At 68.4% G+C, this 16,129-nt stretch carries 19 protein-coding genes; 13 read left to right on the top strand and 6 right to left on the bottom strand.

From position 1 onward, the window contains the following. Positions 1–8: 8 nt before the first annotated feature. From G7B69_RS06155 to G7B69_RS06145, 3 genes are all read right to left on the bottom strand, one after another. Complete coding sequence (locus G7B69_RS06155) at positions 9–1,601, bottom strand: type II and III secretion system protein family protein (RefSeq protein ID WP_243415047.1); 1,593 nt, start codon at positions 1,599–1,601, stop codon at positions 9–11. A 70-nt stretch (positions 1,602–1,671) separates the two neighbouring features. Then, positions 1,672–2,751, bottom strand: a complete 1,080-nt coding sequence (gene cpaB, locus G7B69_RS06150) for a Flp pilus assembly protein CpaB (RefSeq protein ID WP_166177232.1) — start codon at positions 2,749–2,751, stop codon at positions 1,672–1,674. A gap of 73 nt (positions 2,752–2,824) precedes the next feature. Beyond that, a complete protein-coding gene (locus tag G7B69_RS06145) occupies positions 2,825–3,319 on the bottom strand; it encodes an A24 family peptidase (RefSeq protein ID WP_423717851.1) in 495 nt (164 codons plus the stop codon). Positions 3,320–3,427: 108 nt separating this feature from the next. On the opposite strand from G7B69_RS06145, the gene G7B69_RS06140 reads away from it, so the two are divergent. The 4 genes from G7B69_RS06140 to G7B69_RS06125 all read left to right on the top strand — a co-directional run bounded on the left by G7B69_RS06140 (position 3,428) and on the right by G7B69_RS06125 (position 6,422). Next, entirely contained in the window at positions 3,428–4,369 is a 942-nt protein-coding gene (locus tag G7B69_RS06140) for an alpha/beta hydrolase (RefSeq protein ID WP_243415046.1), read from the top strand. Next, complete coding sequence (locus tag G7B69_RS06135) at positions 4,366–5,478, top strand: NAD(P)/FAD-dependent oxidoreductase (protein ID WP_166177228.1); 1,113 nt, start codon at positions 4,366–4,368, stop codon at positions 5,476–5,478. Before G7B69_RS06140 ends, G7B69_RS06135 begins: the two co-directional genes overlap by 4 nt. A 54-nt stretch (positions 5,479–5,532) precedes the next feature. Then, a complete protein-coding gene (locus G7B69_RS06130) occupies positions 5,533–5,859 on the top strand; it encodes a PCC domain-containing protein (protein ID WP_166177226.1) in 327 nt (108 codons plus the stop codon). A gap of 107 nt (positions 5,860–5,966) precedes the next feature. After that, positions 5,967–6,422: a YbhB/YbcL family Raf kinase inhibitor-like protein gene (locus G7B69_RS06125; RefSeq protein WP_166177224.1), complete on the top strand. Its 456-nt coding sequence runs from the start codon at positions 5,967–5,969 to the stop codon at positions 6,420–6,422. A gap of 7 nt (positions 6,423–6,429) precedes the next feature. Here the strand turns inward: G7B69_RS06125 and rnhA are convergent, their stop codons facing one another. From rnhA to ispH, 3 genes are read right to left on the bottom strand one after another with little or no spacing between them, the layout of a single operon-like run. Beyond that, complete coding sequence (gene rnhA, locus G7B69_RS06120) at positions 6,430–6,870, bottom strand: ribonuclease HI (RefSeq protein WP_166177222.1); 441 nt, start codon at positions 6,868–6,870, stop codon at positions 6,430–6,432. A gap of 15 nt (positions 6,871–6,885) precedes the next feature. Continuing rightward, positions 6,886–7,851, bottom strand: coding sequence for a homoserine kinase (thrB, locus tag G7B69_RS06115; RefSeq protein WP_166177220.1), 966 nt, complete (start codon positions 7,849–7,851; stop codon positions 6,886–6,888). 12 nt (positions 7,852–7,863) lie between these two features. Next, positions 7,864–8,826, bottom strand: a complete 963-nt coding sequence (gene ispH, locus G7B69_RS06110) for a 4-hydroxy-3-methylbut-2-enyl diphosphate reductase (RefSeq protein ID WP_166177218.1) — start codon at positions 8,824–8,826, stop codon at positions 7,864–7,866. Between the two features lie 73 nt (positions 8,827–8,899). Between ispH and G7B69_RS06105 the strand changes: the two genes are divergently transcribed. The 9 genes from G7B69_RS06105 (at position 8,900) to tatB (ending at position 16,123) form a co-directional block, all read left to right on the top strand. Further along, the gene (locus G7B69_RS06105; protein ID WP_166177216.1) at positions 8,900–9,547 is read left to right on the top strand and encodes a hypothetical protein; all 648 of its coding nucleotides are present in this window, start codon (positions 8,900–8,902) and stop codon (positions 9,545–9,547) included. A 46-nt stretch (positions 9,548–9,593) separates the two neighbouring features. Then, on the top strand, positions 9,594–11,339 hold the full coding sequence (gene argS, locus G7B69_RS06100; protein WP_166177214.1) for an arginine--tRNA ligase: 1,746 nt from the start codon (positions 9,594–9,596) through the stop codon (positions 11,337–11,339). A 1-nt stretch (position 11,340) separates the two neighbouring features. Next, positions 11,341–12,021: an SPOR domain-containing protein gene (locus G7B69_RS06095; RefSeq protein ID WP_166177212.1), complete on the top strand. Its 681-nt coding sequence runs from the start codon at positions 11,341–11,343 to the stop codon at positions 12,019–12,021. 50 nt (positions 12,022–12,071) lie between these two features. Continuing rightward, positions 12,072–12,989 (top strand): hypothetical protein, encoded by a 918-nt coding sequence (locus G7B69_RS06090; protein WP_166177209.1) that lies wholly within the window; start codon positions 12,072–12,074, stop codon positions 12,987–12,989. A 74-nt stretch (positions 12,990–13,063) separates the two neighbouring features. Next, positions 13,064–14,077 carry a beta-N-acetylhexosaminidase gene (gene nagZ, locus G7B69_RS06085; protein WP_166177207.1) on the top strand — a complete coding sequence of 338 codons (1,014 nt, stop codon included), beginning with the start codon at positions 13,064–13,066 and terminating at the stop codon, positions 14,075–14,077. Beyond that, positions 14,074–14,883, top strand: coding sequence for a segregation and condensation protein A (locus G7B69_RS06080; protein ID WP_166177205.1), 810 nt, complete (start codon positions 14,074–14,076; stop codon positions 14,881–14,883). Before nagZ ends, G7B69_RS06080 begins: the two co-directional genes overlap by 4 nt. Beyond that, positions 14,880–15,485: an SMC-Scp complex subunit ScpB gene (gene scpB / locus G7B69_RS06075; protein ID WP_166177203.1), complete on the top strand. Its 606-nt coding sequence runs from the start codon at positions 14,880–14,882 to the stop codon at positions 15,483–15,485. Before G7B69_RS06080 ends, scpB begins: the two co-directional genes overlap by 4 nt. A 30-nt stretch (positions 15,486–15,515) precedes the next feature. After that, a complete protein-coding gene (tatA, locus tag G7B69_RS06070) occupies positions 15,516–15,743 on the top strand; it encodes a twin-arginine translocase TatA/TatE family subunit (protein ID WP_423717850.1) in 228 nt (75 codons plus the stop codon). 17 nt (positions 15,744–15,760) lie between these two features. Next, entirely contained in the window at positions 15,761–16,123 is a 363-nt protein-coding gene (gene tatB, locus G7B69_RS06065; RefSeq protein WP_166177201.1) for a Sec-independent protein translocase protein TatB, read from the top strand. The last annotated feature ends 6 nt before the right edge of the window (positions 16,124–16,129 follow it).

Below are 16,129 nucleotides of genomic sequence, written 5' to 3'. Positions count from 1 at the left end.
CACCTTTCTTACTTCAGGCTGAACCCGGGCGTCACCGGGTCGGCGTTCTGGGCGACCTTGGCCGCCTCGCGATGGCCCTTGTCGCCGCTTGCGAGCGGCGGCTGGCCCTTGTCGTTCAGACCGACCGAAGGGGTCGGGGCAGGCTGGCCAGCCGCGCTGGGCATCGGCCGGGCCGCGCCGGAGATGCCGTCATTCTCGCTGTTCAGGAAGAACTGCTGGCTGGCGTTCGCGATGCGGAAACCATCCGTCGGCAGCTTGATCTCGCTGTCGTCGACCGGATTCACCAGGTACGGCGTGACCACGATCACCAGCTCGGTCTGACCCTTCTGGAAGGTCGTCGACTTGAACAGGCTGCCGAGGATCGGCAAATCGCCGAGGCCCGGTGCCTTGTTGATCGTGTTTTGCGCGTTGTTGCTGAGCAGGCCGGCGATCATGAAGCTCTGGCCGGAGCCGAGCTCGACCGTCGTCTCGGCCCGGCGCACCGTCAGCGCCGGAACCTGGAAGCCGTTCAGCGTGATCGCCCCCTGGCTCGACAGTTCGGACACTTCCGGCCGGACGCGGATCGAGATCCGCCCGTTGGCGAGGACCGTGGGTGTGTAGGCCAGGCTGACGCCGTATTTCTTGTATTCGATCGTCGTCGTGCCGAGGCCCTGGCTCAGCGGGATCGGGAATTCGCCGCCGGCGAGGAACTCGGCCGTTTCGCCCGAAAGCGCGGTCAGGTTCGGCTGCGCCAGGGTCGACACGAGGCCATCGGTTTCGGCCAAGTCCAGTGCGCTGGCGATGTCCAGGCCGAGGAAGCGTCCGAAGGCGCCCAGAGTGGTGCCATTGGCGATCTGGGTCACAGACGTGCCGGCGCATTCGACCAATTTGGCGGGATCGTTGAGATCGGGGCAGGTGGTGCTGACCTTGTTGCCAATTCCGCTCACGCTGTTCGGGCGAAAAGTCGGTATCCAGCCGGTGCGGCCCTGGCCGACGCCGAACTGAAAGCCGCTCGTCGCGTCCATGCTGGTCAAGTTGACGCCCAGGGCACGGACCAGCGAACGGCTGACTTCGGCGAAACGGACGCGCAGGTTGACCTGCAGCGGCGTTGCCGTCCTCAGCCGTGAAATGACGTTGGTCTTGTCGCCGACGTAGGCGCTGACGAGGCGCTCGGCCTCGGCGGCGTCTTCGGGCGCCGCAACCGTGCCGGTGAGCAGAACCGTGTTGGTGCCCATCGTCGAGACGCTGACGTGCGCTTCGGGCATCGCCAGGGTCAGCATCTGGTCGATGCTGCTGATGTTGGAACCCACCCGCACGTTCGCCGACCAGACGATGGCGCCGGCCGCGTTGCTGGCATAGACGGTGGTTTCGCCGCCGGACTTGCCGAACACATAGAGCTGGCGCTGCGACTTGACCTGGACATCGGCGACCTGGTCGTTGGCGACGAACACGTCGCTCATCGTGCCGGGCACCGTGACGAGCTCGCCCTTGCCGATCGAGAGGACGATCTCGCTCCGCGGAGCGGTGACCGCCTGGGCCAGCGCCGGGCTGGCCGGCACGGCGGCCAGCGGCAACAGCGCGCCGGTAACACTCAGCACGGTCTTCATAAGGCGACGATTCATTGTCTTGCCCCTCATTGGATCGCCGCTCCCTGCGCGGCTTTCGGGTGTGGTGACGAACTTGGTCATTGGATCACCCGGCAATCATGCTGGCGGCGGTCGCGGCAGGGAGCGTGTTCGCCGCCCTGCCGGCGCCCTTCGACTGCTTGCTGACCATCCCCTTGACGCCATCCGCCACCGGCTGAACGGTAACGGCCTGGCCGCGGTACACTCGCACCGTCGGCCCGGTCGGGGCCTCGGCGGCTGGAGCGCCACCGGCCGCGCTCGGCGACTTCTGCGGAGGCACCGTGTGGCGCTGGAAGCGCGACACGTCGCCGCCGGTAACGAAGCTGGCCGGGCCGTCCTGTCCGCCGGTCGAAACCTTGCTGAGCAGCTTGTCCTCGGCGTCCTTCGCGAGGCCGTCCGGCACCTTGACGTTCCCTTTGGCGATCGCTTGGTCGAGGTCGGACTGACTGTCGGCCAGCGAACGAAGCGAAAGGCTCAGCGTGCCGACCGTCTGGGCGACGGCGATCTTCTCGGCCACCTTCGGCGTCGCTTCGAGCGTGACCGTACGGACGGCCTTGACGACGGTCTTGCCGTCGTCGCCGGTCGTGGTTTCGGTTTGCTGGTCGGTCGCGAGAACGCGCAGGTTCCGCAGGATGGTCTCGGTGGCATTGAGGGGCTGGCCCTCGGTTCCGCTGATCGACTGCGTCAGCATCATGTCCACGTGATCACCCGGAAAGACGAAGCCGCCCACGCCGGTCTTCTCGGACACGGGCACGGTAACGGCGCGCATGCCCGGGCCGAGCGCCGCAGCGAGGAAGCCGCGGTCCCCAGGGGCGACGAGCGCGCCCTGAGTGACCGGCTCGCCAGCGGTGATTTGATAGCGCACGACGGTGCCGAGCAGCTTGCTCATGTCCGCCTCGCCGTCGACGAAGTAGGCGTCCTGCACCATTTCCTTCGGCCACAGCTGATAACCGACGGCGTCGGCGGTAATGATCGTGCCGAGCGGCAACGCGCGCTTGGCGACGAGCACTTTAGGTCCTGTCGGCACGGCCGGGGCGGCCTGCGCCTGCGGCGCTGACGCGCCAGCGAACATGCTCCGGGCCGCCAGCGCGGTGCCGATCGCAATGACCAGCGCCCCCAGCAGCAGAACCAGCTTCTTCCTGTCCATGGTGCGTCAAAGCCCCCAAAATAGAAATGGCGATATGATTTCGGCACTTAGGCCGAAGTGGTTAAAATCTTATTCACCCCAAAACGCTCGAGGCCACCGCGACCGGCGGCCAGTAATGCACCGTAAGCACCCACAGCCCGGCGCTGGCGATCGCCACGCCGTAGGGGATCGCGAGGCGATCCTTCCGGCGACGGGTCACGTGCCAGGCGCCGAAGACGAGTGTCAGCACGCCGCCCAGAAGGGCCATCATCATGACCAGGCGGAGGAACCACTCCGGCTCGATCCACAGCGCCAGGGCGGTCAGCAACTTGACGTCGCCGCCACCCATCGCCCGCATGGCGAACAGTCCGGCGAGCACCGCGAAGGCGGCGAGCGCGACGCCCACTTGCATGGCGACTCCGGGCCACAAGGTGAGCCCGCTGGCCCACCAGAACAGCGGCGCAGCCAACGCGATCGCGCCGGTCAGCCAGTTGCCGATCTGGCGGGTGCGCAAGTCGGTGAACCCGGCAATCAGCAGTGCGATTGCCAAGCCGGCCAGCAGTCCATATTTGAACGGATCGTCCAACACGTAAGGTCGCCCCCGGTATTCCCGAGGGTCAGTGCTAGCGGTCAGGGCTTACTAAAAAGTAACCACGGGCAGGAGGTTGGAATTAGCCATCGGAAAAAAGCGGAAACCGTGGCTTTCGACCGACGCGCCATTCCCCCCCACGCCCGCGAGAGCCGCTGGTCGGCCCCCGACGGATACGCGATCCGCCGGATCGACTGGTCGCAAGCCGGCAACCAGCCGCGCGGCAGCCTGCTGTTCCTTCCCGGCCGGGGTGACGCCTACGAGAAGTATCTCGAGACGCTGGCGCACTGGCAGGCGCAAGGCTGGTGTGTCACCGCGCTCGACTGGCGCGGCCAGGCGGGCTCGGGCCGACTGGGCGCAGACGCGGTAACCGGACACGTCGACGACTTCGCCCATTGGGTGGCCGACCTCGCGGCATTCTGGCGCGAATGGGCGGCCGAGCGGCCGGGCCCTCACGTCCTCGCCGGGCACTCAATGGGCGGTCACCTCGCGCTACGCGCCGTCGCCGAGGGAGCGGTGCGGCCCGACGCGCTGATCCTGTCCGCGCCGATGCTCGGCTTCCTCCCGGCATGGTTGCCCGGGCCTGTCCAGAACTTGGCGGCCCGCCTGATGTGCCGTGTCGGCGATCCACGCCGCCCGGCGTGGAAATGGAGCGAGAAGCCGGGGGAAGTCCCCGAAGGCCGGGCGAAGCTGTTGACCCACGATGCGACGCGCTACGCGGACGAACTGTGGTGGCGGCAGAAGCGACCCGAGCTGGCGATGGGCCCCGGTAGCTGGGGTTGGGTCGGGGCTGCGCTTGCATCGATGGCCGCGCTTTACCGACCAGGCGCGCTCGAAGCGGTCGACGTGCCGGTGCTGCTGCTCTCAGTTAGCGGCGACGCGCTGGTGAGCGCTCCGGCCATCGCCCGTGCCGCCGCGCGCCTGCCGCGCAGCGAGCAGGTCGTGTTCGGCGCGGAGGCATATCACGAAGTGCTGCGCGAAGCCGATCCGGTGCGTGAGCGAGCCCTTGCTGCCATCGACGAATTCCTTGCCCGGGTACTCGCCGGATGAACGCCCTTCGACAGGCCGAGGACTACGACATCGCGGTGATCGGCGCGGGCATGGCGGGCGCCAGCCTGGCCGCCGAACTCTCGCCCCACGCGAAGGTTCTGCTAGTCGAGGCGGAGGAACGGCCGGGTTACCACGCCACCGGGCGTTCGGCGGCATTCTGGGAAGAATGCTACGGCGGCCCGGACGTCGTTCCGCTGACGCTCGCCTCGGGGCGATACTTGCGCGAGCACGGCATGCTGTCGCCCAGGGGCGCGCTGTACATCGGACGCGCCGACGACGAGCCGGCGATCGACGCTTTCATCCGGCGTTTTGCCGACAGCGGCGTCTCGATCGAACGGCTCGGCCGGGCGGCGCTCGAACGCCGGATCCCCGGCGTCCGTTCCGACTGGCAGCACGCGTTGAGCGAGCCCGCCTGCGCCGACATCGACGTCGCCGGGCTGCACCGACACTACCTTGCTCGAGCCCGCGCCGGCGGGGTCGAATTGCGCTGCCGCACGTCCCTCGAGGCAGTCGAATGCGAAGGCGCCGGCTGGCGCCTGTCGTTCGGACGCGCGGGCGAGGCCCGGGCGCGCGTGCTGGTGAACGCCGCCGGCGCATGGGCCGATCCGGTCGCCGAACTGGCCGGCGCGCGCGCGTTGGGCGTCCAGCCGCTGCGGCGGACGGTCGCGCAATTGCGCACCGCTCCGGCGCCCCCTAGCGACCTCCCGCTGGTGCTCGACATCTCGGGCGCGTTCTACTTCAAGCCCGAGCACGGCAAGCTGTGGCTGAGCCCGCACGACGAGACGCCTTGCCCGGCCTGCGACGCAGCGCCCGAGGAACTCGATGTGGCGCTGGCGATCGATCGCTTCGAGGGAGTAGTCGACTGGCGGATCGAGGCAGTCGAGCACAGATGGGCGGGGCTGAGGAGCTTTGCCCCGGACCGGCTGCCCGTCTACGGCTTCGACAGCCGAGTGCAGGGCTTCTTCTGGTTTGCCGGGCAGGGCGGCTTCGGCATCCAGACCGCTCCCGCAGCCGCCCGGCTGGGGGCCCAAGTGCTGCTCGGCCTTCCGCTCGACGACATGAGCGAAGCGCTCGATCCCGCACTCTACTCCCCAGCGCGGTTTGCCTGACTGCCCGGAACTATTGCCGACCCCTACCGTAAGTGCAGTCGAGGAGGCGGCGCCATGCAAGCACGGCAGATCCATTCGCACGGCGGCCAACGAACCTTCGCGCTGGTGCTCGACACGGGTGACGAGGCGATGGAGCGAATTCGCCAATTCGCCGAGCGCGAACGTATGGCCGGCGCGCAAGTCACCGGCATCGGCGCCTTCGAGAAGGCGGTGCCGCGCTACTTCGACTGGGACGCCAAGGAGCACCGCGACATCCCGGATTCGGAGCAGGTTGAAGTCGCTTCGCTGATCGTCACCGAATCGCCGGCGCACTTGTGCCGGCGCAAGGATGCCGCGACCGGGCTCAATCTGATCAGGTTGCCCGAAGCAGCCCAATCGTGACCTGGCGCCAGGTTGCCATCACGGCCCTCGGCGTCGGCCTGTTGGCCGGGTGCAGCGCTGCGGACACCTCCCAGCAAGGCTCCGCCGCGCGCCAGGAAGCCTCATCCATGAAGCTCACCAGCACCTCGTTCGCCGATGGCCAGACGATTCCCACCGAGTTCACCTGCGACGGTGCCGGCGGCTCGCCGCCGCTGCAGTGGAGCGAGCCGCCTGCCGGCACGCAAAGCTTCGCGCTCGTCGTCGAGGACCCCGATGCGCCCCATGGCACGTTCCGCCACTGGGGAGCTTACGACCTGCCGGCCAGCGCCCGCCAGCTCGACGCCGGCGCCGGCCAGGAGGGCGCGAAAGCCCTCAGGCAGGCGAAGAACGATTTCGGCAAGGCCGCTTATGGGCCGCCATGCCCGCCGACCGGCGACAAGCCACACCATTATCATTTCCGTCTGATCGCCCTCGACGTGGCGCGGCTGCCGGGCTCGCCGTCGAAGGTGGAGGACGTGCTCGACGAAAGCGAAGGGCACGTGCTCGGCAGCGCCGAGCTTGTCGCCCTCTACAGCCGCGGCTGAAGTCGGGTCAGCGCGATCCCGCCGCTTCCGCGGCGGCACTGGCGATGCGGTCGACGCGCTCGTTCTCGACATGGCCGTCGTGGCCCTTGACCCATTCCCAGGTGATCTTGTGCCGGGCGGTCGCCGCGATCAGTTCGCGCCACAGGTCTTCGTTGAGGACCGGCTTCCTGCTCGAGTTGATCCAGCCTCTCTTCTGCCAGCCGTGCACCCACTGGGTGATCCCGTCGATGACATAGCGGCTGTCTGAATGGAGAATCACTTCGCACGGTTCGGCGAGCGCATCGAGAGCGCGGATCACCGCGGTCATTTCCATGCGGTTGTTGGTCGTCGCCGGCTCGCTGCCCGCGAGCTCCTTCTCGTGCCGGCCCATCCGCAGCAGCGCGCCCCAGCCGCCCGGCCCCGGGTTGCCCTTGCACGCGCCGTCGGTGAAAATCTCCACTCTTTTCATGGACGCGCGAATGCCTCAGGCGGCTTGGCCGCGAAAGACCTTTTCGCCTTCCGCTTCGTAGAACGACAGTCGCCGCGCGAACACCAGCGGGTCCTTGCGCGTCACCAGCGCATCGGCGGGAGTGTGCAGCCAGTCGTAAGCGCGGCTGGCGAGAAAGCGCATGCACGCGCCGCGCGCGAGCACCGGCAGCGCGGCCCTGGCGACATCTGGCAGCGGACGGCGGCTGTCGTATCCCGCGACCAGGGCGTCGCCGACGCCTGCGCGATAGCTGCCGTCAGCGGCAAAGGACCAGGCGGCGTGGGTTACCGCCAGGTCGTAAGCCATGATGTCGGTGCAGGCGAAGTAGAAATCGATCAGCCCGCTGACCCGGTTGCCGAGCATCAGCACGTTGTCGGGGAATAGGTCGGCGTGGATCACCGAGCGCGGCAGGTCGTCCGGCCAACGGGTTTCGAGGAATTCAAGCTCGCGAGCGACTAGGTCAGGCAGGCCGGCGTCGATCTCGGCCAGTCGCTTGCCGCAATCGCCGAGCAGCTTGCGCCATGCGGCCAGGCCCATCGCGTTCTCCCGCTCGCCGGGAAAGTCGGCGGCGGCGAGGTGAATGCCCGCCAGCGCCTCCCCCACTGCACGCGCCTGCGCCGGGCGCGGGGTATCGATCGACACGCCGGGCAGGAACTCGATCAGCGCCACGGCCTTGCCGTCAATGGTGCGGAACGCGGCTCCGGCGCGGTCGTGGATCGTGCGCGGGACCGGGCTGCCCTTGGCGGATAGATGATCGAGCAATCCGAGAAAGAACGGCAGGTCGGCCGCGTCGACCCGGTGCTCGTACATTGTCAGGATGAAGCGCCCCGCGGTGGTCTCGACCAGCCAGTTCGAATTGGAGACGCCTTCGGCGATGCCCTTGGCGGAGACCAGCTCGCCGACGTCGTATTCGGCGATCAGCCCGGCGAGATCGTCGGCGGTAAGGTGGGTGTAGACGGCCACGCGTGCGGCCGTTCAGTCGACCAGCTGCCGCGGCAGCTTGAAGATCATCTTCTCCTCGGCGGTCACCAGCGTGTGCTCCTCGACCGCGCGCCATTCGGCCAGCCGGTCGACGACTTCGCGCACCAGCGCTTCGGGCGCCGAGGCGCCGGCGGTCACGCCAATCGTGCCGACGCCGTCGAGCCACGCCGGATCGATGTCGCTGCCGCGCTGGATCAGCCGGGCTTCGGTGCCGCAGCGCTCGGCCACTTCGACCAACCGCAGCGAGTTTGACGAGTTCGGCGCGCCGATCACCAGCACCAGATCGCATTCAGGGGCGATGCGCTTGACGGCCGCCTGGCGGTTCGAGGTGGCGTAGCAGATGTCCTCCGCCTTGGGCCCGACGATCTGTGGAAAGCGTGCCCTGAGCGCCGCGACGATCGCCGCGGTGTCGTCGACCGAGAGGGTGGTCTGGGTCAGGAAGGCGAGCCTGGCGTCGGCGGGAAAATCGAGCGCGGCGACGTCGGCCAGGGTTTCGACCAGGGTCATCCCGCCCTCGGATACCTGCCCGAACGTGCCGATCACTTCGGGGTGCCCCTTGTGGCCGATAAAAACGATGTGTCGTCCAGCCTCGATCTGCCGCTCGGCCTGGCGGTGGACCTTGCTCACAAGCGGGCAGGTTGCATCGAGGTAGTCGAGCCCGCGGTTCTCGGCCTCGGCCGGCACGGATTTCGGCACGCCATGCGCGCTGAACACCACCGGCACTCCGTCGGGCACCTGGTCGAGCTCCTCGACGAACACCGCGCCCTTGGCCTTGAGCTCGTCCACCACGTAGCGGTTATGGACGATCTCGTGCCGCACGTAGACCGGCGCGCCGTAACGCTCGAGCGCGCGCTCGACGATCTCGATCGCCCGGTCGACCCCGGCACAGAAGCCCCGCGGCGCGGCAATCAGCACCTGCAGCGGCGGCTTGCCGGAGTTTTGAAAGGGGGCGTTCATGCAGGCCGCTCTAGCCGTTGTGCCTGCGCGGCGAAAGGGCTAGGGCCAGCGCCATTCTGGACGAGGACGACGCATGAATTTTCGTTACGCCGCGATAGCCGGGCTTGCCACTGCCGCTTTGGCCGGCTGCACTCATCAAGGCGACATCGTGGTCCAGGAAGGGGTCGGCATCACCGCGCTGCGCACGACCTGCCCGGCGGTCGGCATCCCCGACTACACCGGCGACATCACGCTGTTCTCGCCGCCCACGGCGCGCACCGCGGATGCGATCGACGTCACCGCGACGATGACCAACGTCCGCGACACGTGCGACGATTCGGGCGAGAAGGTCTATGCCGTCGCCAACTTCGACGTCTTCGCCCAGCGGCGCGACACTCGCGGCGCGCGGACCGTGCAACTGCCCTATTTCAGCGCCGTCGTGCGCGGCGGTGACGCGGTGACCGCCAAGCGCGTCGGAATGGTGACACTGACTTTCGCCGACGGTCAGGCGCGGGCGCAGGCGAGCGGCGCGGGCTCCGCCTATATCGACAAGGCGTCGGCGACGCTGCCGGCCGACATTCGCGAGCGGATCACCCGCAAGCGCAAGGCCGGCGAGGCCGAGGCGGCGATCGACCCGCTGAGCGAGCCGGACATTCGCGCCGCGCTGGCGCGGGCGAATTTCGAGCTGCTCATCGGCTTCCAGCTGAGCAACGACCAGCTGGCTTACAACGCCACCCGCTGATCGCCCGCCTTCCCCGCGCGGCCCAAACAGGGTAACGGCGCGCGCCATGTCCGATAAGCAAACGCTCTATACCGCTTTCGCGGCCAAGCTCGATGCCGCGTTCGATGCGCTCGAGGCGGCGGGAACGCTGCCCGGCGGGCTTTCGCGCGCCAACGTCAGCGTCGAGCCGCCGCGCGATCCCGCGCACGGCGACCTCGCGACCAACGCGGCGATGGTGCTGGCCAAGCCGGCTGGCACGAACCCGCGCGCGCTCGCCGAAGCCATTGTCGCCGGTCTGACCAAGGACCCTGCGATAGAGAGCGCCGAAATCGCCGGGCCCGGGTTCATCAACTTGCGGCTGCTCGACAGCACCTGGCGCGACGAACTTGCGGCCATCGCCGCGCTCGGCGCCGATTACGGCCGCTCGGCGATGGGGGCAGGGCGCACGGTCAACGTCGAGTACGTCTCGGCCAATCCGACCGGGCCGATGCACATGGGCCACTGCCGCGGCGCGGTGGTCGGTGACGCGCTGGCGAGCCTGCTCGAATTCGCCGGGCACACCGTGATCCGCGAATACTACGTCAACGACGCCGGCGCGCAGGTCCAGACGCTGGCCCGTTCGGTGCACTTGCGCTATCGCGAGGCGCTCGGCCACGACATCGGCGAGATCCCGGGCGGGATGTATCCCGGAGACTACCTGATCCCCATCGGCGAGGCGCTCGCGGCCGAATTTGGCGAGCGTTACGCCGATGTGCCCGAGGAAGAATGGCTCGAGCTGTTCCGCGAACGCGCCGTCGCGGCGATGATGGACATGATCCGCGCCGACCTCGCGCTGCTCGGCATCCGCCACCATGTCTTCGCCTCGGAAGCCGAGCTACAGCGCGCCGGCAAGCCGGCCGAGGCGGAAGCCTGGCTGCGCGCGCATGACCTCGTCTACGACGGCCAGCTGGAAGCGCCGAAAGGCAAGACTCTCGAAGACTGGGAGCCGGTCGAGCTTCCGCTGTTCCGCTCGACGAAGTTCGGTGACGACCAGGACCGGCCGATCCGCAAGAGCGACGGCAGCTGGACCTATTTCGGCGCCGATCTCGCCTACCACATGCAGAAGGCCGACAACGCCGACGAACTGATCGACATCTGGGGCGCCGACCACGCCGGCACGGTCAAGCGGATCAAGGCCGCGGTCGCCGCGCTCAGCGAAGGGCGCAACCGGCCGATCCCGTTCGACGTCAAACTCGTGCAGATGGTCCAGCTGCTGCGCGAGGGCGAGCCGGTCAAGATGTCCAAGCGGTCGGGCAATTTCGTCACCATCGCCGAGATGGTGGAGGAGGTGGGCAAGGATGTCGTCCGCTTCACCATGCTGACCCGCAAGCCCGAAGCGCAGATGGACTTCGACTTCGCCAAGGTGGTCGAGGCCTCGAAGGACAACCCGGTGTTCTACGTCCAGTACGCCCACGCGCGGATCCGCTCGACGCTGCGCAAGGCAGGGCCCGAAGGTCTCGCGCCCTCGGCCGAACATCTCGACCGGCTGGGCCCGGATGAGCTGGCGCTGGTCAAGCTCGCTGCGCAATTCCCGCGCACGGTCGAGGCGGCGGCGCAGGCGCGGGAGGCGCATCGGATCGCGTTCTTCCTCTACGACCTCGCCGCGGCGTTCCACGCCTTCTGGAACATGGGCAACGACGATCCGGCAAAGCGCATCATCGTGACACAGGACCCGGCGCTTTCGGGCGCGAGGCTTTTCCTTGCCGAGCAAATCGGGCAAATTGTCCGCAATGGCCTCGCCATTCTGGGAGTGGCGGCCGTCGAGGAGCTTTAGCATGCAAGCAGGGGGGGATCCGCTCGATCTCGACGATGGCGTGATCGAGCCCGAAGAATTGGCCTTCGCCCATGAGGACGAGCGGCTGCCGTGGCTTGAAGCCGACGACGATGCGGAGGAGCGCGGCGTCGACACCGGCCGGGTGGTCGTTTTCGTGGTCGGCGCGCTGGTCCTGCTGGGGCTGGTGATCGGGGCGCTGTGGTGGTTCTTCCGCGAACACTCCGATTCCACGGTGGTCGCCGACGGTAGCACGATCGCGGCGCCTGCCGGGCCTTACAAGACCAGGCCCGGCAACCCCGGCGGTGCGGAAGCGGTCGGCACCGGCAACACGAGCTTTGCAGTGGCCGAAGGAAAGGGCCCCGAAGGCAAGGTGGCGGCGCCCGACGAAGCACCGCGTCCGAGCATCGACCGCGAGCAGGCGGGCAGCGGCGCGGCGCCGGCCGGAGGGAGCGTCGGCGTGCAAGTCGGCGCTTACTCGTCGCGCGAGCGCGCCGAGGCAGGCTGGTCGACGCTGAGCACCCGCTACCCGGCGCTCGATGGCGTCAGCCACCGGATCGTCGAGGGCACGGTCGACGGCAGTCCGATCTTCCGGCTGCAGGCCGTGGCCGGCGATCTCAAGGGCGCGCAGGCGCTGTGCAGCGCGCTGCAGGGCCAGGGCGGCGATTGCCAGGTGAAGAACTGAGCACGGGCGGCGGGCTGTTCGCTTCGGGCGAGTCCCGCTAGAGGGCGGCCATGACCCAAGTCCGCCCGATCGTCCACGTCGGCTACCACAAGACCGCCACCACGTGGTTCCAGAAGAGCGTGTGGCCCTCGCTGGCGAGCCACGCGTGGATTCCGCGCAAGGTAACGCAGGAAGCACTGCTCGATCCGCCGGGGATGCACTTCGATCCAGGCGAGGCGCGGCGGGTGCTTGGGCTCGACGGTCGGAGCAAGCCCGTCGTGCTCAGCGAGGAGAACCTTTCGGGCTACATCCACAACGGCGGCCTGCACGGGCTGATCGGCCCGGAGATGGTCCGCCGCATCCACGCGGTGCTGCCCGAGGCGCGGATCGTGATCTTCATCCGCAACCAGCCCGACGCGATCCGGGCGAGCTACAGCCAGTATGTCGCCGGCGGCGGCACGTATGGCCTCGACAAGTACCTGCATACTTATGACCGCGTTTACGGCGCGCTGCGGGCACCGTTCAAGGCGCCGGCATTCGAATGGGAGCACTTCGAGTTCGACCGCCTGATCACGCTCTACGAGCAGACCTTCGGCCGCGAGAACCTGTTCGTCTACCCTTACGAAGGGCTCAAGCAACCGGACGTACTGTTCGAACGGCTGGAGGCCGACCTCGCAATCAAGTTCCCCGAAGGCGTCACTTCGAAGCGCGGCGCCAACGTCTCCCACAGCGAGCCCGGAATGAACGCGCTGCGCTTCGCCAATCGCTTCACCCGCCAGTCTGTCGCCAACAAGGACTGGACGCTCGATCCGCCGGGCGGCCACGCCATGCGCAATGTCGTGCGCTTCATCCTCAAGGCGGTACCGGGCGGCCCGTTCCGCCTGCCAAAGAGCGTCGTGGCCGAGATCGAGCGCTACTACGCGCCGAGCAACCGACGTCTCGCGGAGCTGCGCGACCTGCCGTTGGCGGAGCTGGGCTACCCGATCTAGCGCGTGGTTACTGTCCACACCGCCGCTCGGCGCCAAACTTGCCCAAGCCGGCCTTTCCTGCGAGTCTAGGCGCAATGACGCCCGCGATTTACGGCCTTTCGGGTCCGGTCCTGACCGACGACGAGCGCGCCTTCTTCCGCGAAGCCGACCCTGCGGGCTACATCCTGTTCGGCCGCAACGTCGAGAACCGGGCGCAATTGCGCGCGCTGACCGACGAGCTCCGCGCCATCCACGGGCGCGAGCACCTGCTCGTTTCGATCGACCAGGAAGGCGGCCGGGTGGCGCGGATGAAGCCGCCGGAGTGGGACAAGTACCCGCCGGGCGAACCTTTCGCGAAGCTGTGGGATCTGGCTCCGGCGAGCGCGATCGAGGCGGCGCGCGCGAACGCCGAGGCGCTCGGGCTCGACCTCGCCGAGGTGGGAGTGACGGTCGATTACTGGCCGGTGCTCGACGTCCGCCAGCCGGGCTCGCACGACGTCATCGGCGACCGGTCGTTGGGGACCGAGCCGATGCAGGTCGCCGCTCTCGGTCGCGCGGTACTCGACGGGCTCGCGCGTGCGGGAGTCGCCGGTTGCATCAAGCATATGCCCGGGCACGGCCGCGCGCGCGCCGACAGCCACAAGGAACTGCCGACGGTCGAGGCGAGCGAGGCCGAGCTGGAAACGGACATTGAGCCGTTCCGCGCCCTCGCGCACGCGTCGATCGGGATGACCGCACACGTCCGCTACACCACTTGGGATGACGCAAACCCGGCGACCCAGTCGGAGTTCATCATTGGCGAAATCATCCGCCGGCGCATCGGCTTTGCCGGTCTGCTGCTGACCGATGACATCGACATGGAAGCGCTCAGCGGTAGCGTCCCCGAGCGCGGTGCGAGGGCGCTGGCGGCGGGATGCGACGTGGTGCTCAACTGCTGGGCGAAGATGGACGACATGGTCGGCCTCGCCGACCTGCTGCCGGCGATGGGCGAGGCGACGCGCGAACGCCTCGACCGCGCACTGGCGGAACCGAAGGAGCCGACCGGCGACCGCCCAGCGCTCATCGCCAGGCGCGACGCGCTGCTCGAGCTGGCGAGGCACGACGCATGACCGATGACGGCCTGCTGTTCGAGCCCGAGAGCGCCGCCGCGGATCCCGAATGGGACGCTCCCGGCGCCGCGCCCAGCGACGACGCGGCGCTCTATCTCGAGCTCGACGGGTGGGAAGGCCCGCTCGACCTGCTGCTCGATCTCGCCCGACGGCAGAAGGTCGACCTCAGGCAGATCTCGATTCTCGCGCTCGTCGACCAGTACATTCTCTACATCGAACGGGCGGCGGCGCTCCGGCTCGAGATCGCCGCCGACTACCTGGTGATGGCCGCCTGGCTCGCCTACCTCAAGTCGGCGCTGCTGCTGCCCAAGGACGAGCAGGAAGACCCGAGTCCCGAGGAACTGGCGCTGCGCCTGCAATTGCGCCTGCAGCGCCTCGGCGCGATGCGCGAGGCGGCGGCGCGGCTGCTCGCGCGCGACCGGATCGGCCGCGACGTGTTCCTGCGCGGCGTTCCCGAAGGCCTGCGCGTCGACCGCGTCAACGCCTGGCAGTGCGACTGGTACGCGCTCGTCCACGCCTACGGGCAGGTCAAGCTGCGCACCGAACCGGTGGTGCACATGGTCCGCGACCGGATGGTGATGACGCTCGATTCCGCGCTCGACCGGGTCTCGGCGATGCTCGGGGTGACGCTCGACTGGATGGAACTGCGGGATTTCCTGCCCGCACACGCAGAGCCGCGCCTGCGCCGCTCGGCGCTGGCATCGAGCTTCGTCGCAGCGCTCGAGCTGGCGCGCCTCGGCAAGGCCGAACTGCGCCAGGAAGACGCCTTCGGTCCCCTCCATTTGCGCCGGGTCAAGGCCGCGTGAGCCGGCCCGACGATCTCGTTCGCGGCGTCGAAGCGGCGCTGTTCGCGGCCGAGGAGCCGATGACCGCGGAGACGCTTTCGGCACACCTCGGCGGCGCCGACGTCCGCGAGGCGTTGCGCGAGCTGAAGGAGCATTATCGCGAGCGCGGCGTGCGCTTGGTCGAGCGCGGGCGCCGCTGGCAGTTCCAGACCGCGCCCGATCTCGCGCACCTGCTGCGGCGCGAACGCGAGCAAGTCCGCAAACTCAGCCGCGCGGCGACCGAGGTGCTGGCGATCGTCGCCTATCACGAGCCCGTCAGCCGTGCCGAAATCGAGGCCATCCGCGGCGTGCAGACGAGCCCCGGAACCCTCGACGTGCTCATGGAGGCGGGCTGGGTCCGCGTCGCCGGACGCCGCGAAGTGCCCGGGCGACCGGTGATTTACGCCACCACGCCGGAATTTCTCAGCCATTTCGGCCTGGGGAGCCGCCGCGACCTGCCCGGCATCGAGGAATTGAAGGCCGCCGGCCTGCTCGACCCGGTCGACACCGCGATCGAAGCGCTCGCCGATGGCGAAGAACCGTCCGAAGCGGCCGCGCTGGAAAACCCGGGGGAAAGCGCCTAGGTACGGCGTTCGGCAGTCGGAGTAAGCATCGTGAACGTCGGACCTTTCCAGATCCTGATCATCGCGCTCGTCGTCCTCGTGCTGTTCGGCCGCGGCCGGGTCTCGGAGATGATGGGAGACTTCGGCAAGGGCGTGAAAAGCTTCCGCAGGGGCCTTGCCGATGAAGACAACACGACGCGCGTCGACGGCCTGAGCCACGAAGCGAAGCCGGCGGGTGAGGCGATCACCGAGCCGGCATCCGACCAGACCCGCAGTTAGACAGGTACAGGCATTTCATGTTCGGCATCGACTGGCAGGAGCTGCTGGTCATCATCGTGGTCGCCGTGGTCGTGATCGGCCCGAAGGACATGCCGCTGGCGCTGCGCACTGCCGGGCGCTGGATCGCCCGCGTGCGCCGGGTCTCCAACCACTTCCGCTCGGGGATCGAGGCGATGATCCGCGAAGCCGAGATGGAAGAGATGGAGCAGAAGTGGGCCGCGCAAAACGACAAGATCATGCGCGAACATCCCGCCGATGCTCCGCCTGAGATGGAGCCGACCGGCGCCTATCCTTCGCCACCGGCCTCGCCCGTGGAAGCCGCCGCCGCGTCTCCGCCGGCTGCTGAGGAGCCGCTCCTCCCGTTCGGCAAGCGGAAGTAATCGGCC

Origin of the sequence: Croceibacterium segetis, from assembly GCF_011320115.1 — a bacterium.
GTDB classification, from domain to species: Bacteria; Pseudomonadota; Alphaproteobacteria; order Sphingomonadales; family Sphingomonadaceae; genus Croceibacterium_B; species Croceibacterium_B segetis.
This window is presented reverse-complemented; position numbering and strand designations above follow the sequence as displayed.